The sequence below is a fragment of the Microbacterium suaedae genome (assembly GCF_003254645.1).
Classification (GTDB): domain Bacteria; phylum Actinomycetota; class Actinomycetes; order Actinomycetales; family Microbacteriaceae; genus Microbacterium; species Microbacterium suaedae.
The window spans coordinates 300824-323736 of record NZ_PNFD01000004.1 but is presented as its reverse complement, the minus strand read 5'-3'; the positions used below and the strand labels follow the sequence as shown (position 1 = coordinate 323736).

The following is a 22913-nucleotide window of genomic DNA, read 5'->3' as shown; positions in this document are numbered from 1 at the left end:
GGAGCGGGATCCGGATCCTCTCCGCCGGCGCGGTGCGCTGACTATCGGCGCGCCGCCGCGACGAAGAGCACCGTGCCGACGCCGGACGAGATCGCCGCCACAGCGTAGGCCGGCAGCACGCCGCCCAGATCGACGATGAGGCCGCCGATGCCCGCCGCGACCACGATCGCGAACTGGAACCCGACGACGACGAGCGCACCTCCAGACTCCAGGCGGTCGGGCGCCTGCCTGCCGATCCATGCGTTGAGCACGATGAGCCAGCCTCCGAAGGCGGCGCCCCAGACGAACACGGCGGCGCCGAACACCCACGCCGAACCAGAACTGATCAGCGCGACGAGGATCGAGGCGGCCACGAGCAGCGGCACGGCGGCGCTCAGGATCCGGGTGTGCTGGTCGACGAGACCGCCCGTCACGACGTTGCCGATGAGGCCGCCTGCGCCGAACAGCGCGAGCATCAGGATGATGCCCGTCTCGTCGATCGGGCGGCCGTCGATCATCACGCGCTCCAGCGCGAGCCGGATGTAGGTGTACGCCGTGACATGGCCGAACACGATCAACACGTGCCCGAGCAGGCCGAGCGCGAGCCCCGGGCGACGGAGGGTGTCGAAGAGGTCTGCGAGGCGCGTGGCCTTCTCGGCGGGAACCGGCGGCAGCAGGATCCGCAGCCCGAGCGCGACACCCGCCGTGACGACTCCGGCCACGACGAAGACCGTGCGCCAATCGGCGATGCTTGACAGCAGCACGCCGATGGGCACGCCGGCGACCGTCGCGAGCGAGACGCCCGCCGTCGTGAACATGACGGCGCGGCCGAGCTGGGCGGGGCCGGCGATCCGCATCGAGACGGTGAGCGACATCGCCCAGAACCCGCTGATGGCGGCGCCGAGCAGGATCCGCGAGACGAGGATGATCCACAGCTCGGGCGCGACGGCGACGGCGAGATTCGATACGGCGGCCGCGGCTGCGAGCACGGCGAGGAGCGAGCGACGATCGGCCCTCGGAACGATGAGGCCGATCGTCGGGGCCGCGACGAGCCCGACGAACGCCGTCACCGTGACGGTCTGGCCGGCCTGGCCGGGCGTCACCCCGAGATCGGCGGCCATATCGGTGAGGAGGCCATTCGGCAGGAACTCGGCGCTGACGAGCGAGAAGCTCGTCAGCGTCATCATGACGAGAGCGGCGTAGCGCAGCCGCGGGCGAGAGGGAGCCGCCGCATCGGGGGAGACGCGGACGGTGTCGGTATCGGTCATGCTTCGACGTTCGCAGGGCGCTGCACGCGCCGCCCGATCGATCGTCCGGGGCGCCCGATCGATCGTCCGGACGCGCTGATGCGGAACCGCTGCGCTCCAGCGACCCCTCGCCTCCGTGAGCCCGGCCCTCTCGGGCCGGGCTCGCGAATCAGTTCGCGCTCTCGCTGCGCTTCCAGGCCTCCCATGACGGGTCGCCGGCCATGAACTGCTCGATCTCTTTCTGCGTCGCCTTCAGCTTCGGATCATGGCGCAGATAGGCGCGGGTCTCGCGGGCGATGAGGCCCGACAGGATGAGCAGACCGATGAGGTTCGGCAGTGCCATGAGCCCGTTCATCACGTCCGAGAACAGCCACACGACCTCGAGCTCGGTCGTGGCGCCGACGAAGACGACGAGCGCGAACACGACGCGGAACGGCATCACCGCGCGGCGCCCGAGCAGCTTCTCGATCGCGCGCTCGCCGTAGTACGACCAACCGAGCACGGTCGAGAAGGCGAACAGCGAGAGCCCGATCGTCACGATCCAGTGGCCCCACTCGCCGGGCAGCCCGTGCGTGAACGCCTCGCCCGTCATGAGCGAGGCTTCGATCTGCTCGCCGGAGTCGTCGGTGGACATGAACGTGCCGGTTGTGACGATCACGAGGCCCGTCATCGTCACGACGATGATCGTGTCGATGAACGTCTGGGTCATCGACACGAGGCCCTGACGGACGGGGTGGCTGGTCTGGGCGGCGGCCGCGGCGATCGCGGCGGATCCCATGCCCGACTCGTTCGAGAAGATGCCGCGCGCGACGCCGAACTGGATCGCGATGATGATCGCGGATCCGGCGAATCCGCCCGCAGCGGCGGATCCTGTGAAGGCGTCGTGGAAGATCGTGCCGAGGGCGGCGGGCACGTCGCCGATGTTGACGATGAGGATATACAGCGCCGCGATGATGTACAGCACGATCATGACGGGCACGAGGCCCGCCGTCACACGGCCGATCGACTTGATGCCGCCCACGAGGACGGCGAGCACGACGATCGTCAGGACGACGCCGGTGAGCCACGTCGGCACGGAGAAGCTGCTCTCGAGATTGGCTGAGACGGCGTTCGCCTGCGTCAGATTGCCGATGCCGAAGGACGCGAAGACGGCGAACAGCGTGAACGCGATCGCGAGGATCTTCCCGAACACGTTCGGGATTCCGCGTTCGAGGTACTGCTGCGGGCCGCCGTTGCGCTCGCCCGCCTCGTCCGTCGTGCGGAACCGCACTCCGAGGAAGGCCTCGGAGTACTTCGAGGCCATGCCGACGAGGCCCGTGATCCACATCCAGAACAGCGCGCCAGGGCCGCCGACGGCGAGGGCCGTCGCGACGCCGACGATGTTGCCGGTGCCGACCGTCGCCGCGAGGGCCGTCGTGAGCGCCTGGAACTGAGAGATGTCGCCCGCGGCGCCCGGGTCCTTCCGGCGGAACAGGCCGAGCCCGAGAGCGGCGCCGAGGCGCACGAACTGGATCCCGCCGAGACGGATCGTGAGATAGAGGCCGGTTCCGAGCAACAGGGGGATGAGCAGCCAGGGCCCCCAGATGAAGCCGCTGGCGGCGCCGAGGAATGCGGTGATGTCATCGAGCATCGTGGTGGTGTCTCCAGATCGGGCGCGTCGTCGCGCCGTATGACGGAAGATACGGCCGGATGTGGCCGATGAAGAGAGTGTAGGGGTGCGGTGGGCCCCTGCCGAGAGGGGGAACCGAACGGTGACGAGTCCGAAACATCTCGTCACATCGGATGCCCGAAGGAACGCCGTTCTCGCCGGTTCGGCCGTCGCTCGTTTCGGCGCTGGCGCCGCCTGTCGCTACCGTGGGATCCATGCCCACTCCTTCCCCCACAGAGACTCTCGACGTCGTCGGACGCCTCGAGGCCGAGCAGGAGATGCCCGAGCAGATGCGCGCCGACGTGCGACTCCTCGGCACGCTTCTCGGCCAGGTCCTTCGCGAAAGCGGATCCGACGGACTCCTTGAGGACGTCGAGCGCCTGCGTATGGCGACGATCCAGGCGTACACCGACCCGTCTTCCGGCGCGTTCGACCGCGCCGCAGCGATCGCGGACGAGCTTTCGCCGTCCCGCGCGGATGAGGTCGCGCGTGCGTTCACGTGCTACTTCCATCTCGTGAACCTCGCGGAGGAGCGCCACCGCGTGCGCATCCTGCGCGAGCGGGACGGGGCGACGCCGCGGGATCCTCGCGGCACGATCGCGGGCGCGTTCTCGGCGCTCGCCGAGGAGATCGGAGAGGACGCTGCGCGCGAGCGACTCGACGGACTCTGCTTCCACCCCGTCTACACGGCGCACCCGACCGAGGCCCGTCGCCGTGCGGTCTCGACGAGCATCCGCCGCCTGTCTTCGCTCGTCGACGCCCTGTCGGAGGCACCGCGCGAGGGATCCGCCGAGCAGCGCACGCGCCGGCAGATGCTCGAGGAGATCGACACGCTGTGGCGTACCTCGCCCATCCGCCCCGAGAAGCCCTCGCCGCTCGACGAGGTCCGCACGGTCATGGCTGTGTTCGACGACACGCTCTTCACGGCGATCCCCGAGGTCTACCGCCGGGTCGACGATGCCCTGCAGGGCGCCGCCGCCGGTGGATCGGCGCCCGCTGTGCGCCCGTTCGTGCGCGTCGGCAGCTGGGTCGGCGGCGACCGCGACGGCAACCCGTTCGTGACCGCGAAGATCAGCCGGAAGGCCGCCGCGATCGCGAGCGAGCACGTGCTGCTCGGCCTGGAGCGCGCGGCGCAGCGGGTCGGACGCGGGCTCACGCTCGCCGAGGCATCGACGACGCCCAGTTCGGAGCTGCAGTCGCTGCTGACGCGCCTGCGCAGCGCCGACGAGGACGCCGCGGCCGATGTCGCGAAGCGCTCGCCGAACGAGCCGCACCGCGCGACCCTCCTCCTGCTCGCCCGCAAGATCACGGCGACGCGTACGCGCAATGCGGATCTCGCCTACCGGGATCCCGAAGATCTCCTCGCCGATCTGCGCACGGTGCAGAGCTCTCTCGTTGACGCGGGCGCCGCCCGTCAGGCATACGGCGAGCTGCAGAAGCTCATCTGGCAGGTCGAGACCTTCGGCTTCCACCTGGCCGAGCTCGAGGTGCGTCAGCACTCGGCGGTGCACGCGAAGGTGCTCGCCGAGCTCGACGCGGGTGAACCCCGCAGCGAGCTCACCGAGGAAGTGCTCGAGGTCTTCCGCGCGATCGCGTTCGTGCAGGATCGCTTCGGGCCGCGGGCCGCGGGCCGCTACATCGTGTCGTTCACGCAGTCGGCCGAAGACCTCGCGAACGTGCACCGCCTCGCGCGGTACGCGGTCGGCGACGACGGCACGCCGCCGGTGCTCGACGTGATCCCCCTGTTCGAGACGTTCGACGATCTGCAGGCGGCCCCGGGGATCCTCGCCGAGATCGTCGAGCACCCGTCGTTCGCGTCGCGTCTCGAGCAGACGGGGCGTCGCCTCGAGGTCATGCTCGGATACTCCGACTCGTCGAAGGACGTCGGGCCCGTCGCGGCGACGCTCGCGCTGTACGAGGCGCAGGCCCTGATCGCCGACTGGGCGCAGGCGCACGACATCGAGCTCACGCTCTTCCACGGTCGCGGCGGCGCGCTCGGCCGCGGCGGCGGGCCGGCGAACAGCGCGATCCTCGCGCAGCCGCCGCACTCGGTCGACGGGCGCTTCAAGCTCACGGAGCAGGGCGAGGTCATCTTCGCCCGCTACGGCGACCCCGACATCGCGATGCGCCACGTCGACCAGGTCGCCGCGGCGATCCTCACGGCCTCTGCGCCGTCGAACGAGCAGCGCAACCGTGATGCGGCCGAGCGATTCGCGTCTGTCGCGGAGCGCATGGAGCAGTCGTCCCGGGCGCGCTTCTTCGACCTCGTGAAGGCCGACGGCTTCGCTCCCTGGTTCGCGACCGTCACGCCCATGGAGGAGGTCGGGCTGCTCGCGCTCGGCTCGCGCCCCGCCCGGCGCGGGCTGTCGGTCGAGTCGCTGGAGGACCTCCGCGCGATCCCGTGGGTCTTCGCGTGGACGCAGGCGCGCATCAACCTCGCCGGCTGGTTCGGCCTCGGCACGGCGCTCGAGGCGGTCGGCGACGAGGATCTGCTGCGCGAGGCCTACGCCGAGTGGCCGCTGTTCCGCACCATGATCGACAACGTCGCGATGAGCCTGGCGAAGACCGACGACCGCATCGCCCGGCAGTACCTTTCCCTGGGCGACCGCGACGATCTCGCGGAGCTCGTCCTCGACGAGATGGCGCTGACGCGCGACTGGGTCGTGCGGATTGTCGGCGGCGATGGCCTGCTGGCGAACAAGCCGGTCCTGCAGCGGGCCGTCAAGCTGCGCAGTCCCTACGTCGACGTCCTGTCGCTCCTGCAGCTGCGCGCGCTGCGCGCCCTGCGCGATGCGCCGGAGGACGCCCCCGCGGATCCCGAGGTGCAGCGCCTGCTGCTACTCGCCGTCTCGGGCGTCGCCGCTGGCCTGCAGAACACGGGCTGAGGCCTCGCGGCCGGGCCCGGTGGGCCCGGCCGCGCCTCGGCGCCCCCAAGAGAGCAGCGTCCGCACGACCAAGCTCCGCGCGGGTGCTCCGTCGCGGGGTCGATGGTCGCTCGCGGGCGGCGTCAGTCCTCGCGAAGCTTCTGCGTCAGCGCGGTAAGCGTGCGGAGCTCGTCGTTCGTGAGTGCGGACATCCGCTCGGCGATGTGGCGGCCGTGCTCGACCGCGAGCGTCCGGAAGGTGCGGACGCCTTCTTCGGTGGCTGTGACGAGGGATCCGCGGCCGTCTTCGGGATCCGAGCACTTCGTCACGAGGCCGCGGGTGACCATCTTGTCGACGAGGCGCGAGACGCTCGGCTGGCTGATGAGCATGTTCTCGGTGATGTCGCGCAGTCGGGCGGTGCCCTCGGTGCCCTCCGTGCCGCGAACGACGGTCAGCAGCACGTCGTACTCGCCCTGCTGCAGGGACGAGTCGGCGAAGTCGCGCTTGATGTCCTCGAAGACCTCGTGCTGGGCACGGAAGAGGTTTTCCCAGGCTTCAATGGCGAGACGACGATCGGGCATACATGCAAGTGTATGCGTCTGCGCGCAGAAGGGCCCGGTCGGGGTGTTCCCCGGCCGGGCCCGTGTCCCTTGCACCAAGAGTGTCCTGCAATCACATGCGATGACCGCCACAGCAAAACGATCACCGTGCTGAGCACTCTATAACGGTGAGATAACGGGGGGCAAGGGGTTTCCGTTACATTTCCGTTATTCATAGGTTCTCCATCGACCGCACCCAGGGGGTGGCTCCACACCCCGCAAAATAGGTAGACTGGTCTACCTATGACACTCGCTGAACGACGCCCGGCGCGGGCGCGGATCCTCGATGCCGCGGGGCGGCTCTTCTACGCCCGCGGCGTGGTTGCGACGGGCATCGACGCGATCATCGCCGAGGCGGGCGTCGCCAAGATGAGCCTCTACAACAACTTCTCGTCGAAGGACGAGCTGATCGAGGCGTACGTCGAGGCGCGGCACGCCGAGTGGCGCGCGCTGTACGAGCGCCGAGCGGCGTCGGCGAGTGGGCCGCGCGAGCGGGCGCTCGCCGTGTTCGACGCCTATCTCGATCACGCCGATGCCTCGCTCGAGAGCGGCTTCCGCGGATGCGGCCTGCTCAACGCGGCCGCGGAGCTGCCTGACGGATCCGCGGGGCGCGACGCCGTGCGCCGGCACAAGGAGGAAATCGAGGGGCTTCTCGCCGCGGCGACGGGATCCGCCGAGCTCGCGCAGCATCTCTCCTTCCTCGTCGAGGGGGCCGTCGTGCGCGCCGGGCTCGAGGGGAGCCGTGACCGCCTCTCCGCCGCGCGGGCGATCGCCGCGAAGATGATCGACGCCGCATGACCCGCGAACATCGAGTCGGCGTCGCGGCCGTCGCGACGACCGGCGTGCTCTGGGGGACGACGGGCACGGCCGCGACCTTCGCCCCCGAGGCGGGGCCGCTCGCGATCGGCTCGGCGGCGCTCGGCATCGGTGGGATCCTGCAGGCGCTCATCGCCCTGCGCCCGCTGCGCGCGGCGCTGCCGGCCCTGAGGGAGCGCCTCGGGCTCGTGGTGCTCGGCGCGGTGAGCGTCGCGATCTACCCGCTGGCGTTCTACGCGTCGATGCATCTCGCGGGCGTGGCGATCGGATCCGTCGTGTCGCTCGCCTCCGCGCCGCTCGCCTCCGGCGTGATCGATCGTGTCGTGGATCGGAGCCGCCTCGGGCGCGGCTGGGCCGTGGCAGCCGCGTTGGGGATCGCGGGCGGCGTGCTGCTGTGTGCAGAGAAGGCGAGCGGCGGCGACCCCGCGGCTTCGACGCTGCTCGGCATCGTCCTCGGGCTGTGCGCGGGGGTGTCGTATGCGACGTACTCCTGGGTCGTGCAGCGCCTGATCGGTGGGGGAATCTCGCGGGCGGCCGCCATGGGAGCTGTTTTCGGTGCGGGAGGCGTTCTGCTGCTGCCCGTCCTCGCCGTGACGGGGGCGCCGCTCGTCGCATCGGGCACCGCGTTCGCGGTCGCCGCCTACATGGCCCTCGTGCCGATGTTCCTCGGCTATGTGCTCTTCGGCATCGGGCTCGCTCGGATCCCGGCGCGCTCCGCGACGACGATCACCCTCATCGAACCGGCGGTCGCCGCCGTGCTCGCCGTACTCATCGTCGGCGAACGCTTCGGGGTCGGGGGATGGATCGGCCTGGGCCTCGTCGCCGCGGCGCTCGTCGTCGTCGCGCTCGCGCCGGCGGGGCACGGTTCTTCGAATGAGAGGATCCTTCTGACGCAGACGGAGGGGGAGCGGTGGACCGCGAGCACGCGATGAGGGGGCGATCCCGCAGGCGGCGGATCTTCGCCTGGGCAGGCGGATCCCTCGGAGGGGTTGTGGTCGTGGCGGTCGCCGCGCTCCTCATCTGGAGCCAGCTCGGGGTCATGCAGCCCGAGGCGGAACCGCTCGATGCAGTCACGGAAGACGGGGTGATCGAGTACGCCGACACGAGCGCGGCGATCACGCTCTCGCCGGCCGAGGGCGGCTCGGAGGCGGGGCTCGTCTTCATCCCGGGGGCGAAGGTCGACGCGGCCGCCTATGCGAACCGCCTCGCGGGGCTCGTTGTGGAGGAGGGGATGACGGTCGTCATCACTCGGCCGTGGCTGAATCTCGCGTTCTTCGACCCGCGCCCGCTTGACGCCTTCACGGCGCTCGCGCCCGGGGTTGACACATGGATCGTCGGCGGCCATTCGCTCGGTGGAGTGCGTGCGTGCGGGCTCGGTGGAGACGCGGACGCGCTTGTCCTGTTCGCGTCGTACTGCGCGAACGATCTGTCGGCATCGGGTATGCCGGCGCTGAGCATCGGCGGGGGTGAAGACGGTCTCTCGACCCCGGAGAAGATCGCGGACGCGGCGGATCTCCTCCCCGCGGGTGCGGTGCTCGTCGAGATCGACGGTGCCTCCCACGCGTCGTTCGGTGACTACGGTGCGCAGGCTGGCGATGGCGTCGCCACGATCTCGGACGCCGAGATGAATGCCGAGGTCGTCGAGCTCGTCTCGGCGCTCGTCCGGCGCACCGACTGATAACAGGCCGACACGTGATGTGAAAATCACTCTGCTAAGCATTTCGGCGTTTGGTGTGCGAATGTGCGAAGCATCTAGTGGATTGTGTCTATCAGTATGATCACTGATTTGTGATGTGGGGCGTGTCAGCCGGATACTCGAGGGGCGCGACACACCCGCGCGCCGCACCCTTATGAACACGCCCTTTACGCCTCCTCGCGAGACCCACAGTGTCGTCCTCGTCGGCAACGGCCGGCTCGGCGGCGCCTTCGCGCGCGCCCTGCGCGCCGCAGGCGTCGACGTGCTCGGTCCGACGGGTCGCGGCGAGGAGATCCCCGACGCGGATCTCGCCCTGCTGTGCGTGCCCGACCGCGAGATCGCACACGCCGCGCGGGCTGCGGCGGGTCGGGCGGCGCTCATCGGGCACACGTCGGGTGCGACGCCCCTGGACGATGTCGACTTCGGGATCCACCCCCTGCAGACCTTCGCGGGCGGCGATGGCGCCGACGCGTTCGAGGGCATCGCGTGTGCCGTCGCGGGGCGGACGGAGGAGGCGCTGGCTGCAGCCGAGGACCTCGCTTATCGGCTCGGCGCGCGTCCGTTCCCGATCGACGACGAGCGGCGCGCGGCCTATCACGCGGCGGCGTGCATCGCCTCGAATTTCCTCGTCACGCTCGAGGACGCGGCGGAGCGCGTGGCGGGTACGGCGGGGATCCCCGCGGCCGACGCGCGCGCCATGCTCGCCCCGCTCGCGCGCCGCACCCTCGACAACTGGGAGCGGCAGGGGGCGGCGGCGCTGACGGGCCCCATCGCGCGCGGCGACGAGGCCACGGTCGCCCGCCACCGAGAGGCGGTCGCGGCGCTCCCCGACGTCGCCGAGCTGTTCGACGCGCTGCACGAGAGCACGCGCGCGCTGGCCGTCAGGAGCGCATCGTGAGGATCCTGCGGACCATCGCCGAGGTGCGCGCGGTCGTCGCGGACGCCCGCTCCGGCGGCGCCTCGGTCGGACTCGTGCCCACGATGGGGGCGTTCCACGAGGGTCACCTGTCGCTCATGCGCGCCGCGCGGGATGCGCACGGACTCGTGGTCGTGTCGCTGTTCGTCAATCCGACGCAGTTCGGGCAGAACGAGGATCTCGGCTCCTACCCGCGCGACGAGGAGCGCGACGCGGCGCTCGCCGAGGCCGAGGGCGTCGACATCCTGTTCGCCCCCGAGCCCGCCGAGATCTATCCCGACGGCTTCGCCACGACGATCCATGTCGAAGGCGTCACCGACGTGCTTTGCGGGGCACGCCGCGGCCCGCACCACTTCGACGGCGTTGCGACTGTGGTGACGAAGCTGTTCGGCATCGTCGCCCCCGACGCCGCGTACTTCGGTCAGAAGGACGCGCAGCAGGTGCTCGTCGTACGCCGCGTTGTGCGTGACCTGAACCTGCCCGTCGAGATCGTCGCCTGCCCGATCGTGCGCGAGTCGGACGGGCTCGCCATGAGCTCGCGAAACGCCTATCTCGACGCCGCGGCGCGCAGGCGCGCGGCGGCGCTGAACCGGGCGCTCGCGGCGGGCGAGGCCGCGTTCGCGGGCGGCGAGCGGGACGCGGCCCGAATCGTTCGGAATGCTCGCGCCGTGCTCGCTGACGCCGGGATCGAGCCCGAGTACCTCGAGCTGCGTGACGCCGTCGATCTGCGTGAGATCGCGCAGATCGACGGCGACGCGCTGCTCGCCGTCGCGGCCCGCGTGGGCGCGGCGCGACTGATCGACAATCGCATCCTGAGGGGAGGCGCGTGATGCGCCGCACCATGCTGAAGTCCAAGATCCACCGCGCGACCGTGACGGGGAGCGACCTGCACTACGTCGGATCCATCACGATCGACCCCGAGCTGCTCGAGGCCGCCGACATCCTCGTGCACGAGAAGGTGCACGTGCTCGACGTCGACAATGGCGCGCGCTTCGAGACGTACACGCTGCTCGGCGAGCGCGGATCCGGAGCCGTCCAGGTCAACGGCGCCGCCGCGCGCCTCGTGCACACGGGCGACACGATCATCGTGGTCTCGTACGCCGACTACGACGAGACCGACCTCGAGACGTACGAGCCGACGGTCGTGCACGTCGGACGGAGCAACGAGATCGTCGCCGTCGACGACGCTGTGGGCGAGCTGCTCGGGAACGTCTCGTGAGCGCCGCGCCCGCGGACCGGCCCCGCGTGCGCCTCGGCGACCTCGCCGCCATGAAGGAACGGGGTGAGAAGATCGCGATGATCACGGCGTACGACCACCCGAGCGCGCTCGCCGCCGAGGCGGGCGGCGCCGACGTCGTCCTGGTCGGCGACTCGGCCGCCATGACGGTGCTCGGATACGACAGCACCGTGCCCGTCACGGTCGACGAGATGATCATGCTCTGCCGCGCCGTGCGCCGCGGTCTGAGCCGTCCCGTCCTGGTGGCCGATCTGCCGTTCGGCTCGTACGAGGCCTCCGACGAGATCGCCGTCGCGACGGCCCAGCGCTTCGTCAAGGAGACGGGCTGCGACGCGGTCAAGCTGGAGGGCGGCGGATCCTCCGTCGACCGGGCGCGTGCCATCGTGCGGGCCGGGATCCCCGTGATGGGGCACGTGGGCCTCACGCCGCAGACGGCGAACGGCCAGGGCGGGTACCGCGCGCGGGGGCGCACCGCCGAGGAAGCCCTCGAGGTCTACGAGGGCGCGCTCGCACTCGAGGAGGCGGGATGCTTCTCGATCGTCTTCGAGGCGATCCCGAGCGACGCGGCGTCGGCGATCACGCCGCGGATCGGGATCCCCGTCATCGGCATCGGCGCCGGTCCGGCCACCGACGGCCAGGTGCTCGTGTTCCATGATCTCCTCGGCATATACGACGGTCCGGCGGCGCGATTCGTGAAGCGATACGAGGCGCTGCGAGAGCGCATGGAAGCCGGAGTGGCGGCCTATGTCGGCGAGGTGCGGGCGGCGAAGTACCCCGCTGCGGAGCATCGCTACGGCATGCCGGAAGAGGAATACTCCCGTCTGCAGGAGATCCTCGCCGCTCGCTGACGTCGACTTGCGCGCCGCCGCGGGCCTGCTAACGTGATCGGCGTCCACACGGGAGTCCCACGCAGGGGCTGAGATCGGGCTGATGCTGCCCGCGACCGTCGAACCTGAACCGGCTCATACCGGCGGAGGAAGTGAGGAGCGCCATCTTGCGCACCCGAGAAGCGACCCATTCGCTCGACCACCTGCACGACGACGAGCACGACATCCGGGTGCCGGTCACCCGCATCGCGCTCTCCGACTCGCCGAACGGCGAGGAGAACGCGCCGTTCACGGCGTACCGAACCGAGGGGCCCGGCGGCGATCCGGTCCGCGGCATCCCGCGCCTCCGCGAGCAGTGGATCCGCCGCCGCGGCGACACCGAGGAGTACGAGGGCCGCCCGCGCGATCTGCAGGACGACGGTCGCGCCGCCGCCCGCCGCGGGGAGGCCTCGGCCGAATGGCGCGGGCACGAGGCCGCGCCGCGGCGCTCCGTCGATGGTCGCACCGTCACCCAGATGCACTACGCGCGTCAGGGGATCATCACCGACGAGATGCGCTTCGTCGCGCTCCGCGAAGGGTGCGATGTCGAGCTCGTCCGCAGCGAGCTCGCGGCGGGCCGGGCGATCATCCCGCTCAACGTGAACCACCCCGAGGCCGAGCCGATGATCATCGGCAAGGCGTTCCTCGTCAAGATCAACGCCAACATCGGCAACTCGGCCGTGACGAGCTCGATCGCGGAGGAGGTCGACAAGCTCTCCTGGGCCACGAAGTGGGGCGCCGACACGGTCATGGACCTGTCGACGGGCGACGACATCCACACGACGCGCGAGTGGATCATCCGCAACGCGCCCGTCCCGATCGGCACCGTGCCGATCTACCAGGCGCTCGAGAAGGTCGACGGTGATGCGCACCGGCTCACGTGGGAGATCTTCCGCGACACCGTCATCGAGCAGTGCGAGCAGGGCGTCGACTACATGACGATCCACGCGGGCGTGCTGCTGCGCTACGTGCCCCGCTCGGCCGACCGTGTGACGGGCATCGTCTCGCGCGGCGGATCCATCATGGCCGGCTGGTGCCTCGCGCACCACCAGGAGAACTTCCTCTACACGCACTTCGACGAGCTGTGCGAGATCTTCGCCCGCTACGACGTGTCGTTCTCGCTCGGTGACGGGCTGCGTCCCGGATCCATCGCCGACGCGAACGACGCCGCGCAGTTCGCCGAGCTCGACACGCTCGCCGAGCTCACGCACCGCGCGTGGGAGTTCGACGTGCAGGTCATGGTCGAGGGGCCGGGGCACATCCCGCTGCACCTCGTGCGTGAGAACGTCGAACGACAGCAGGAGCTCTGCTCGGGCGCCCCGTTCTACACGCTCGGCCCGCTCGTGACCGATGTCGCGCCCGGCTACGATCACATCACCTCGGCGATCGGGGCCACCGAGATCGCCCGCTACGGCACGGCGATGCTCTGCTACGTCACGCCCAAGGAGCACCTGGGGCTGCCGAACCGCGACGACGTGAAGACGGGCGTCATCACCTACAAGATCGCGGCGCACGCGGCCGATCTCGCGAAGGGCCACCCGGGCGCGCACGAGCGCGACGACGCCCTCTCGAAGGCGCGTTTCGAGTTCCGCTGGCGTGACCAGTTCGCGCTCTCGCTCGATCCGGACACCGCCGAGGAGTTCCACGACGAGACTCTTCCGGCCGAGCCCGCGAAGACGGCGCATTTCTGCTCGATGTGCGGGCCGAAGTTCTGCTCGATGCGCATCTCGCAGGACATCCGCGACCGCTTCGGCGGCGCCGAGGAGCAGGAGGCGATCGTCCAGATGCGGCGCAAGTCGGAGGAGTTCCTCGCGCAGGGGGCGAAGGTCTACCTCGACGAACCCCGTGTGCGCGCCTGACGTCGACGTCGCCGTCGTCGGCGCGGGCATCGTCGGATCCGCGATCGCAGCCGCCTGTCTCGCCGCGGGGGCGCGCGTGCGCGTCGTCGACCCGGATCCCGGCGGAGGTGCGACGTATGCCGCTGCGGGGATGCTCAGTCCCTTCGGGGAGCTCGAGCACACCGAGCCCGTGCTGCACGCGCTCGGCCGCGTGGCGGTGGCGATGTATCCGCGGTTCGTCGCCGGGATCCCCGGAGGGGCCGAAGCCTGCGCGTACGAGCGCGAGCCGACGCTCCTCCTCGGCGCGGACGCCGCCGACGCGCGGTCGCTCGACGAGCTGAATGCGCTCGCGGGCGGATCCCGTTGCGCCTCTGCGGCCGCGGACGGCGCGACACGGCCGCCGGACCAGGATTGCGCCCCCGCGGCCGCGGGCGTGCGGTGGCTGTCGTCGCGGGAGGCGCGCTCGCGCGAGCCGCTCCTCGCGCCCGGCATCTCGCGGGCGCTCCTGGCCGAGGGCGACCATCGCGTGGATCCGCGCCGACTCGCGGCCGCGCTGCGGTCCGGCATCGGCGACCGCGTCGAGCGCACGCGTGCGGCGCGCATCGCCCGCAACGGCGCAGGCCGCGTGACGGGCATCGAACTCGCGGACGGCCGCGTGATCCGCGCCCGCGAGACCGTGATCGCGCACGGCACGGGTCACGTCGACGGGGTCGATCTCGGCGGCGCCGTGCGGCCCGTGCACGGCGACATCCTGCGTCTGTACGCGCCCGCCGGCATGCGGCTGCGGCACACGGTCCGGGGCCGCGTCCGCGGCCGCCCCGTGTACCTCGTGCCGCGGCCCGACGGCACGCTCGTCGTCGGAGCGACGCAGCGGGAAGACGGCGATGAGGGGGTATCGGCAGGCGGGGTGCACGCCCTGCTGCGCGACGCGATCGCCCTCGTGCCGTCGGTCGAGGAGAGCCGTTTCGTCGCCCACTCCGCCCGGGCCCGCCCCGCGACGCCCGATCACCTCCCCCTCGTCGGACGCGCGGCCGACGGGCTGCTCGTCGCGACGGGGACGAACCGCGCGGGGGTTCTGCTCGCGCCGCTCATCGCCCAGGCGATCGCGGCGCTCGCCGCGGGCGACGAGCCCGACATCGACATCGGGCCGCTCGATCCGCGGCGATTCCTCGGGGCGCGGAAGCACGGCGCCTCGGACACGCGCGATCCCGAACCACGCATCTTCGAAGGAGCACACACATGATCGAGATCATCGTCAACGGCGATCGCCTGACGCTTCCCGACGGATCCGGGCCCGCCGACGTCGTCGCCGCCCTCACGGGGCGTGCGGTCGCGTCCGACGGGCAGGCCGCCGACGGCGAGCCCCTCGGTATCGCCGTCGCGGTCGACGACGCCGTCGTCCCGCGCCGCGCGTGGGCGGCGCATCGGCTGGGCGACGGCTCCCGCGTCGAGGTGCTGACCGCGGCCCAGGGAGGGTGAGCATGGATCCCCTCGAGATCGACGGCGTGGCGCTCGGCTCTCGCCTCATCCTCGGCACGGGCGGAGCCCCGAGCCTCGACGTGCTCGCGGACGCGCTCGACGCGTCGGGCACCGAGCTCACGACGGTCGCGGTGCGCCGCTACGGCGCCGAGCGCGACGGATCCCTGTATGGGCTGCTGCGCGAGAAGGGGATCCGCCTGCTGCCGAACACGGCGGGGTGCCGCACCGCCCACGAGGCGGTCCTGACCGCCGAGCTCGCGCGCGAGGCGTTCGGCACGAACTGGATCAAGCTCGAGGTCGTCGCGGACGACGAGACCCTGCTGCCCGATCCCGTCGAGCTGGTCGACGCCGCGGAGCGCCTCGTGGCCTCCGGGTTCGCGGTGTTCGCCTACACGAACGACGACCCCGTCACGGCGCTGCGCCTCGAACAGGCCGGCGTCGTGGCCGTCATGCCGCTCGGCGCGCCGATCGGCACAGGGCTCGGGATCCTCAATCCCCACAACATCGAGCTGATCGTCCGGCGCGCGGGCGTTCCCGTCGTGCTCGACGCGGGTCTCGGCACCGCGTCCGATGCGGCGCTCGCGATGGAGCTCGGCTGCGACGCCGTGCTGCTCGCGACGGCCGTCACGCGCGCCCACGACCCGGCACGGATGGCCGCCGCCTTCCGGCACGCTGTCGAGGCCGGGCGGCTCGCGGCCGGAGCGGGGCGGATCCCGCGCCGGCGCCTCGCGCAGGCGTCGTCCGAGACCGACGGGCTGCCGGCGTTCGGGGCCGCGCTGTGACGGCTCTCGTGGATCCGGGGCCTCCGCTGACGGCGGCCGAGCGCGAGCGCTTCTCGCGGCAGACCATGCTGCCCGGCATGGGCGAGGAAGGGCAGAGGCGGCTGCGCGCGGCCCGCGTGCTCGTCGTCGGCGCCGGCGGCCTCGGCGCGCCGTGCCTCATGGGTCTCGCCGCGGCCGGCGTCGGAACACTCGGCATCGTCGACGACGACACGGTCGAGATCTCGAATCTGCAGCGGCAGCTGCTCCACGGCGCCGCCGACATCGGCCGCCGCAAGATCGACTCGGCGCGCGACCGGCTGCGCGCGCTCGATCCCGGTCTCGTCGTCGAGGCCCACGGTTTCCGGCTGACGCCCGAGAACGCGCCCGAGCTCCTCGCCCGATACGACCTCGTCGTCGACGGTTCCGACAACTTCGCCACGCGCTACCTCGTCGACGATGCGGCCGCCGAAGCCGGGATCCCTGTGGTCTGGGGATCCGTCCTGCGCGACGAGGGGCAGGTGACCGTCTTCTCGGCCGAAGGCGGCGTGCGTTACCGAGATCTCTACCCGGACGCGCCCGCGTCGGCGCCCGACTGCGGCACGGCCGGCGTGTTCGGGCCGCTGTGCGCGATCGTCGGCAGCCAGATGGCCGCGGAAGGGATCAAGCTCGTGACGGGGCGCGGACGCTCGCTGCTCGGCCGACTCGTCGTGATCGACGCGCTCGGGGCCGGCTGGCGTGAGGTCGCGCTGCGCCCCGAGGCGCGCCGGGCGGGCGTGGGGATCGTCACCGCCGCGCAGCTGCGGAGCGAGCTGGCGGGGGAGGATCCGCCCGTCATCGTCGACGTGCGGGGCGCTGATGAGGAGGGCGGGATCCCCACGTCCGTGCGCTGGGATCTCGCCGCGATCGAGGCGGGGGAGGACGCGCCGCCTGCCGTGGCGGACGCCGACGACATCGTGCTGCACTGCGCGATCGGCGTGCGGTCCCGCCGGGCCGCGGAGATCCTCGCCGCGCGCGACGGCTGGCGAGAACGCGGGATCCGATCTCTCGCGGGCGGACTCGCAGCCTGGCAGGCACGGGATGGCGCGGCGGCTTCCGCGTGCGAGGTGCCTCACTCGTAGCCCGTTCAGGATCCGTTCACGTGCGTGGCGCCCGACGGGTCCCTGGAGACGCTCCTGGCGCCCTCCCCGCAACGGTTGTTAATCTTCTCGAAACCGTGTCGCCCGCTTCGAGGGGAGCGTCGCGGTCGGGCGTCGGACGGGCGCACACAGCACGCATCTCAGGGAGAACACCGCGGTGGCGACCGATACCCCTTCACGGGCGGAATCCGACCTTCCCGACGACGCCGACGTACGCGATCCCAGCGACCGGTGGTGGCACCTCGCCTTCGGTGGACTGCTCGCCATCGCGGCGATCGGCTTCACCCTCTGGTCGCTCGGCTGGGTCTCGACCGAGACCAACCGCGTCCTCCTCATTACCGCGATCGCCTTCGGCGTCTTCATGGCCTTCAACATCGGGGGCAACGACGTCGCGAACTCGTTCGGCACGAGCGTCGGGTCCGGCACCCTCACGATGAAGCAGGCCCTCGTGGTCGCGGCCGTGTTCGAGGTGTCGGGCGCCGTGCTCGCGGGCGGATCCGTCACCGACACGGTGCGCAAGGGGATCGTCGACCTCGAGGTGGTCTCGCAGAGCCCCGACGACTTCGTCTACATCATGATGTCGGCGCTCCTCGGAGCCGCGCTCTGGCTGTTCCTCGCCACCCGCATGGGGTGGCCCGTCTCGACGACGCACTCGATCATCGGCGGCATCGTCGGCGCGTCGGTCACGATGGGGATCGCCACGGGCCTCGGCGGAGGCGACATGGTGCAGTGGGACGCGATCGGACAGATCGTCGCCTCGTGGGTGCTCTCGCCCCTGCTCGGCGGCATCGTCGCGTTCATCATCTTCTGGCTGATCAAGCGGTACATCCTCAACCACGCGGTCGATGACCGCGAGGAGGGCCACCGCGCCCTGCAGACGCTCGTCCCGCTCGTCGCCGCGCTCGCGGCGATCATGCTCGCGGGCATGCTGTTCGTGAAGGGCCTGGGGAACCTCGACCTCGACGTCGAGCCCGCCGTGCTCGTCTTCCTGCTCGCGATGATCGGCATCGCCGTATGGGTCGGCGTGTACGTGTTCGCGCAGGCCCTGCGCAAGAAGAAGTTCAAGAAAGCGGCCTTCACGCTCTTCTCGTGGATGCAGGTGTTCACGGCGAGTGCGTTCGCGTTCAGCCACGGCGCGAACGACATCGCGAACGCCGTCGGTCCCTTCGCGGCCGTGCTCGACGTGCTTCGGACAGATACCGTCGGCGACGCCGCCGCGGTTCCCCTGCCCGTGCTCATCACGTTCGGGATCGCGCTGCTCGCAGGGCTCTGGTTCATCGGACGCCGCGTCGTGTCGACCGTCGGCAAGCGACTCACCGAGATCCACCCGGCGAGCGGCTTCTCGGCGGAGCTCGCGGCGGCGGGCGTCGTCATGCTCGCGTCCGTCCTCGGCCTGCCGGTCTCGAGCACGCACATCCTCATCGGCGCTGTGCTCGGCGTCGGCCTCGTGAACAAAGCCGCCAACTGGAAGCTGATGAAGCCGATCGCGATGGCGTGGGTCATCACGCTGCCCGTCGCGGCCAGCATCGGCGCCGTCGGATACCTGCTCCTCAGCGCGATCTTCTGACGGGCGAGGGCGGCTCCTCAGTCGCCGCCCCCATCGCCGCCGCCGTCTCCGTCGCCCGAGATCGACGTATCGCCGACGACGGAATCCACCATGTCCACGACCTCGATGTCGGCCGTGCCGAGGTCGCCGATCGCCGGATCCAGCCAGACGGGCATCACATCCTCGTCGGCGTATCGGGCGCGCAGCACGCGCAGCCACTCCTTCGTCATGCCGAACACCGCGGCGTACGGCAGCAGCCGTTCGTAGAGTCGCAGCGTCGCGCCCTCGTCGGTGCCGACCATGTCGGCCGTCTCCGGTGACTGCAGGGCGCGGATCCGATCCTCCTCCGCCCAGTGCATGAACTCCTTCAGCCCGAGCAGATGGTCGCGCGCCTCGGCGCCCTCGGGCGTGAAGAACTCGCGACCCAGGATCGGGCCGGGCAGGATCGCGGCGATGACGCCGACGAACCCGAGCGACATCACGAGGCCCAACGGCGCGCCCGCGAGCCCCGCGACGAGCACCAGGACGAGCTCGGCGAGGAAGGCGAGCATGCCGAGGATGATGACGGTGTTCGCGCCGTCGAGGCGGCGCTGCCACCGGATCGCGGCCGCGCGGGTGTGGGCGAGAACCTGTTGCGCCGCGCTCGACCAGCCGCGGTTTCGGCGCGACGGCCGGAAGGTGTCCGTTCCGGGCGGGAACATCGCGCGCACGAGCTGAGTGTCGACCGAGTCGAGGCCTTTCGGGCGCCCGGGGGCGAGGTCGAGGCGACGCCGTCGTCGCGTGGACGGCACGAAGCGAACGGCTCCGCGGACGGCGAGCTCGAGCACCTTCGCCGGCAGGACGCGGCGGGGGCGTTGCAGGATCAGCGCGGCGCTCGCCGCATCCATGCTCTCGGGCGGCGCGTATTCGGCGACGACCGTCGGGCGCCCCGGTGCCTCGGCGCGGGCGCGGCGCGACATCGCGATGGCGATGACCATGAGAGCGAGGCAGCAGCAGGTGACGGCGACGAGGACAAACACGGCGAGGTCCACGATCCCAGCGTAGGGGCGGGCGACGGCCGGTGGTCCGGATCCGTCCGTGTGCCCGCCCGGCACCCAACACCCAACACAACGCAGTCAATCTGGAGGCCGAGGGCCCGCCGGGCTGCGTGTCACGGTGCGAGGCCGGAAATTGACTGCGTCGTGTTGGGATGTCCGCGTAGGCTCGACAGGGCCAGAATCGCCGATCGGAAGGACGACATCGTGACTCTCGACATCCCCCAGATCGCACTGAACGACGGGCACCCGTTCGCCGAGGTCGGGCTCGGTACGTACAAGCTCGCGGGTGACGACGGGATCGCGGCGATCCGGTCCGGCATCGAGACCGGGTATCGCGTGCTCGACACCGCCGTCAACTACGACAACGAGCGTGAGGTCGGCGAGGCCGTGCGCACCGGATCCGCCGACCGCGACGAGATCATCGTCACGACGAAGATCCCCGGGCGCCACCACGGCTACGACGAGGCGATCGCATCGGGCCGCGAGTCGAACGAGACGATCGGCCTCGGCCGCATCGACCTGCTGCTCATCCACTGGCCGAACCCGAGCGTCGACAAGTACGTCGACACCTTCCGCGGCATGCTCGCCCTCCGCGACGAGGGGGTCGTGCGTTCGGTCGGCGTCTCGAACTTCACGGTGCCCATGCTCGAGCGTCTCATCGACGAGACCGGAGTTGTGCCCGCCGTCAACCAGGTCGAGATGCACCCGTACTTTCCGCAGGCCCCGCTGCGCACCTTCCACGCCGAGCACGGGATCCGCACCGAGAGCTGGAGCCCGCTCGCCCGGCGCAGCGATCTGCTCGCAGAGCCCCTCGTCGCCCAGCTCGCGCAGGACTACGGCGTCACGCCGACCCAGCTCGTCGTGCGCTGGCACGTGCAGTGCGGATCCACGCCGATCCCGAAGTCTGCCGATCCGGCCCGTCAGCGTGAGAACGCCGACGTGTTCGGCTTCGAACTGTCGGACATCGATGTCAAGCGACTCAGCAACCTCGAGCGCGGCCGGCTCTGGGGCGGTGACCCCGACACCCACGAGGAGATGTGAGGGCCTCGCCGCGTCACGGCATGATCGACAGGGCGAACAGGAGCCCGACGATGGCCAGGGAGAACCCGCCCAGCACAGCGCCGACGACGGCCATGCCCGCGCCCGCGGCACGGCCGGTCTCGTGGTGACGCACGCCGACGATTCCGAACGCGATCGCCCCGAGAGCGGGGAGCAGTGCAAGGATTTCACCGAGCAGCGGCACGCACGCGGTCAGCACCGCGACGACGCCGAGGACGAGCGCGGCGATTCCGACGCCGCTGTGCCGGGAATGGTCTCTCACGGATTGATCATGTCCTATCGCGCCCGGCATCGCTCACGGCGCGCGTACGGGCAGAGCCGACGACAATGACCGGATGAGCACACGACGGGGGATCGGGGCGGTGATCGGGGTCGTCGCCCTGCTCGGTGTGATCGGCGTACTGGGTGTCCTCGGCGTGGTGGCGATCATCGGCACGATCTCGGTCGACCCCATCGAGTTCGACGCCGTCGGCGGCGACACCGCTCCTCGCGTCGAAGTCGCGAGCCCCGCGGCGGCGCCGATGCGGGCCGACGGATCCGTCGACACCGTCTGGCTCGAAGACGTCGCGCAGGAGACGGGGATCCCCGAGCGCGCGCTCGCCGCGTACGCCGCGGCCGACGCGCGCGCTCGCGCCAGCGGATGCGAGGTTGGCTGGAACACGCTCGCGGGCATCGGCTGGGTCGAGAGCCATCACGGCACGCTGCAGGGCGGGTCCATCGACGCCGACGGCGTCGCGCGCCCGCACATCATCGGCATCGCCCTCGACGGCACGAACGAGACGATGGAGATCCCCGATACCGACGGCGGCCTCCTCGACGGCGACGCCGAATGGGACCGGGCGGTCGGGCCGATGCAGTTCATCCCCGAAACGTGGTCGATCTGGGCCGTCGACGCGGCAGGCGACGGCGTCGCGGATCCGCACAGCATCGACGCCGCGGCCGCGACCGCCGCGGCCTACCTCTGTCGGCTCGACGGCACCCTCGCCGAGGGGGAGCAGTGGATCCGCGCGATCCGCTCGTACAACAACACCTTCGACTACCAGGTGCGCGTCGCCACGGCGGCCGAGCGGTACGCAGCGGCGGGGGTGTGAGGCGCGTTCACCGCGTTGTTCCGCGCTCGATGAGCGACACGGGCGCCGTGAGGTGCTCACGGGCGGGGGGATCCTCCGGGGAGGCCTCGATGAGGCGATCGAGCAGACGGAGCGCTTCGGCGGCCATCTGTTCGTCGCCGGGAGCGATCGTCGACAGTGGCGGCACGGTGAAGCGCGAGGAGTCGAGATCGTCGAATCCGATGACCTGCACGTCCTCCGGCACGCGGAGGGAGGTCTGCGAGAGCGCGGACAGGACGCCCGTCGCGAGCGCGTCGGTGACGGCGAACACGCCGTCGAAGTCGACGCGATCCGCAAGAAGCTGCTGGATCGCGTCGTAGCCGAGCTGCGCGGTCGGTGTGGCAAGAGGGACGATGAGCTCCTCCGGAACGCTCGCCCCCGCGTCGTGGTGGGCGGCGCGCCACCCTCGGGTGCGCCTGCGCGCCATGCCGCTCGTATCGTCCTGATCGCGCGCGCCGCCGAGGAGCACGATCCGTCGTGAGCCCTTCTGCAGCATGTGCGCCGTCGCGAGGCGTGCACCCTCGAAGTTGGACATCCGCACGTGGTCGAAGCGGTCGGGGATGTCCTGCTCGCCGAGCATGACCACGGGAACGCTCGGCTGGATGCCGGCCACCTCCTCGGGGCGCAGGCCCACAACCGACATGAGCACGCCGTCATAGAGACGGAGGCGAGCGGGGCTGAGGGCGGAGCGTTCGGCCTCCGGATGGGCGCGCGTCTGCTCGACGACGAGGTGGCGACCGGATGGCTGCAGCAGCCGGTCGAAGCGCGCGGCGAGCTCGCCGAAATAGGCGTGGTCGAGCTGTGGGACGATCAGCGCGATCGTGTGCGTGCGTCCTTCGCGCAGATGGCGGGCGGTCAGGTTGAGCGAGTAGCCGAGGTCCGCGGCGGCCGACTCGACGCGTTCGCGCGTCGTCTCGCCGACGCGCCCCCGCCCGTTGAGCACGTTCGAGACCGTCATCGCCGAGACGCCGGCCGCTTTCGCGACGTCGTGCATGGTCGATGTCATGAGGGATCCGATTCTCGAACGGGGGCGGCTGGTGCTCGTCCGCCGTGGCCGCTATCGTAGTCGCGACCCGTGGG

Annotated in this window: 22 protein-coding genes and 1 riboswitch; of the genes, 16 read left to right on the top strand and 6 right to left on the bottom strand. The window is 71.0% G+C overall.

The genetic code is table 11. The features are described from left to right. Window positions 1-41: 41 nt before the first annotated feature. Both C0012_RS13800 and C0012_RS13795 read right to left on the bottom strand, forming a co-directional pair. On the bottom strand, window positions 42-1247 hold the full coding sequence (locus C0012_RS13800) for an MFS transporter (protein WP_111467172.1): 1206 nt from the start codon (window positions 1245-1247) through the stop codon (window positions 42-44). Between the two features lie 148 nt (window positions 1248-1395). Next, window positions 1396-2856 (bottom strand): alanine/glycine:cation symporter family protein, encoded by a 1461-nt coding sequence (locus C0012_RS13795; protein WP_111467171.1) that lies wholly within the window; start codon window positions 2854-2856, stop codon window positions 1396-1398. Between the two features lie 233 nt (window positions 2857-3089). Between C0012_RS13795 and C0012_RS13790 the strand changes: the two genes are divergently transcribed. Further along, window positions 3090-5759 carry a phosphoenolpyruvate carboxylase gene (locus C0012_RS13790; protein WP_111467170.1) on the top strand — a complete coding sequence of 890 codons (2670 nt, stop codon included), beginning with the start codon at window positions 3090-3092 and terminating at the stop codon, window positions 5757-5759. A 122-nt stretch (window positions 5760-5881) separates the two neighbouring features. Here the strand turns inward: C0012_RS13790 and C0012_RS13785 are convergent, their stop codons facing one another. Further along, window positions 5882-6319: a MarR family winged helix-turn-helix transcriptional regulator gene (locus tag C0012_RS13785; RefSeq protein WP_111467169.1), complete on the bottom strand. Its 438-nt coding sequence runs from the start codon at window positions 6317-6319 to the stop codon at window positions 5882-5884. A gap of 261 nt (window positions 6320-6580) precedes the next feature. Between C0012_RS13785 and C0012_RS13780 the strand changes: the two genes are divergently transcribed. From C0012_RS13780 to C0012_RS13720, 13 genes are all read left to right on the top strand, one after another. Then, complete coding sequence (locus tag C0012_RS13780) at window positions 6581-7135, top strand: TetR/AcrR family transcriptional regulator (protein ID WP_111467168.1); 555 nt, start codon at window positions 6581-6583, stop codon at window positions 7133-7135. After that, on the top strand, window positions 7132-8085 hold the full coding sequence (locus C0012_RS13775; RefSeq protein ID WP_111467167.1) for an EamA family transporter: 954 nt from the start codon (window positions 7132-7134) through the stop codon (window positions 8083-8085). The genes C0012_RS13780 and C0012_RS13775 overlap by 4 nt, the downstream gene beginning before the upstream one ends. Next, window positions 8082-8831 (top strand): alpha/beta hydrolase, encoded by a 750-nt coding sequence (locus C0012_RS13770; RefSeq protein ID WP_111467226.1) that lies wholly within the window; start codon window positions 8082-8084, stop codon window positions 8829-8831. Before C0012_RS13775 ends, C0012_RS13770 begins: the two co-directional genes overlap by 4 nt. 172 nt (window positions 8832-9003) lie before the next feature. Further along, window positions 9004-9747 carry a DUF2520 domain-containing protein gene (locus tag C0012_RS13765; RefSeq protein WP_111467166.1) on the top strand — a complete coding sequence of 248 codons (744 nt, stop codon included), beginning with the start codon at window positions 9004-9006 and terminating at the stop codon, window positions 9745-9747. Continuing rightward, window positions 9744-10595: a pantoate--beta-alanine ligase gene (gene panC, locus C0012_RS13760; protein ID WP_111467165.1), complete on the top strand. Its 852-nt coding sequence runs from the start codon at window positions 9744-9746 to the stop codon at window positions 10593-10595. The genes C0012_RS13765 and panC overlap by 4 nt, the downstream gene beginning before the upstream one ends. Then, entirely contained in the window at window positions 10595-10984 is a 390-nt protein-coding gene (gene panD, locus C0012_RS13755; RefSeq protein ID WP_111467164.1) for an aspartate 1-decarboxylase, read from the top strand. Before panC ends, panD begins: the two co-directional genes overlap by 1 nt. Continuing rightward, window positions 10981-11850: a 3-methyl-2-oxobutanoate hydroxymethyltransferase gene (panB, locus tag C0012_RS13750; RefSeq protein ID WP_111467163.1), complete on the top strand. Its 870-nt coding sequence runs from the start codon at window positions 10981-10983 to the stop codon at window positions 11848-11850. The genes panD and panB overlap by 4 nt, the downstream gene beginning before the upstream one ends. Window positions 11851-11888: 38 nt before the next feature. Next, window positions 11889-11998: riboswitch (TPP riboswitch) on the top strand. Then, complete coding sequence (gene thiC / locus C0012_RS13745) at window positions 11997-13727, top strand: phosphomethylpyrimidine synthase ThiC (protein WP_332835696.1); 1731 nt, start codon at window positions 11997-11999, stop codon at window positions 13725-13727. Its footprint overlaps the riboswitch before it by 2 nt. Beyond that, window positions 13714-14949, top strand: a complete 1236-nt coding sequence (locus C0012_RS13740; RefSeq protein ID WP_111467162.1) for an FAD-dependent oxidoreductase — start codon at window positions 13714-13716, stop codon at window positions 14947-14949. Before thiC ends, C0012_RS13740 begins: the two co-directional genes overlap by 14 nt. Further along, window positions 14946-15185 carry a sulfur carrier protein ThiS gene (gene thiS / locus C0012_RS13735; RefSeq protein ID WP_111467161.1) on the top strand — a complete coding sequence of 80 codons (240 nt, stop codon included), beginning with the start codon at window positions 14946-14948 and terminating at the stop codon, window positions 15183-15185. Before C0012_RS13740 ends, thiS begins: the two co-directional genes overlap by 4 nt. 2 nt (window positions 15186-15187) lie before the next feature. Next, window positions 15188-15967, top strand: a complete 780-nt coding sequence (locus tag C0012_RS13730; protein ID WP_111467160.1) for a thiazole synthase — start codon at window positions 15188-15190, stop codon at window positions 15965-15967. Further along, on the top strand, window positions 15964-17064 hold the full coding sequence (locus C0012_RS13725; RefSeq protein ID WP_232527943.1) for a ThiF family adenylyltransferase: 1101 nt from the start codon (window positions 15964-15966) through the stop codon (window positions 17062-17064). The genes C0012_RS13730 and C0012_RS13725 overlap by 4 nt, the downstream gene beginning before the upstream one ends. A gap of 175 nt (window positions 17065-17239) precedes the next feature. Beyond that, a complete protein-coding gene (locus C0012_RS13720) occupies window positions 17240-18649 on the top strand; it encodes an inorganic phosphate transporter (protein WP_111467159.1) in 1410 nt (469 codons plus the stop codon). A gap of 17 nt (window positions 18650-18666) precedes the next feature. Here C0012_RS13720 and C0012_RS13715 read toward each other — a convergent pair whose 3' ends face one another. Further along, entirely contained in the window at window positions 18667-19659 is a 993-nt protein-coding gene (locus C0012_RS13715) for a DUF2207 family protein (protein WP_111467158.1), read from the bottom strand. Window positions 19660-19869: 210 nt separating this feature from the next. Between C0012_RS13715 and C0012_RS13710 the strand changes: the two genes are divergently transcribed. Continuing rightward, on the top strand, window positions 19870-20706 hold the full coding sequence (locus tag C0012_RS13710; RefSeq protein WP_111467157.1) for an aldo/keto reductase: 837 nt from the start codon (window positions 19870-19872) through the stop codon (window positions 20704-20706). Between the two features lie 13 nt (window positions 20707-20719). Here the strand turns inward: C0012_RS13710 and C0012_RS13705 are convergent, their stop codons facing one another. Further along, window positions 20720-20986 (bottom strand): hypothetical protein, encoded by a 267-nt coding sequence (locus tag C0012_RS13705; RefSeq protein ID WP_111467156.1) that lies wholly within the window; start codon window positions 20984-20986, stop codon window positions 20720-20722. Window positions 20987-21059: 73 nt separating this feature from the next. Here C0012_RS13705 and C0012_RS13700 point away from each other — a divergent pair, with 73 nt between their 5' ends. After that, window positions 21060-21815 carry a lytic transglycosylase domain-containing protein gene (locus tag C0012_RS13700; protein ID WP_111467155.1) on the top strand — a complete coding sequence of 252 codons (756 nt, stop codon included), beginning with the start codon at window positions 21060-21062 and terminating at the stop codon, window positions 21813-21815. Window positions 21816-21822: 7 nt separating this feature from the next. Here the strand turns inward: C0012_RS13700 and C0012_RS13695 are convergent, their stop codons facing one another. After that, window positions 21823-22839: a LacI family DNA-binding transcriptional regulator gene (locus C0012_RS13695; protein ID WP_111467154.1), complete on the bottom strand. Its 1017-nt coding sequence runs from the start codon at window positions 22837-22839 to the stop codon at window positions 21823-21825. Between the last annotated feature and the right edge of the window lie 74 nt (window positions 22840-22913).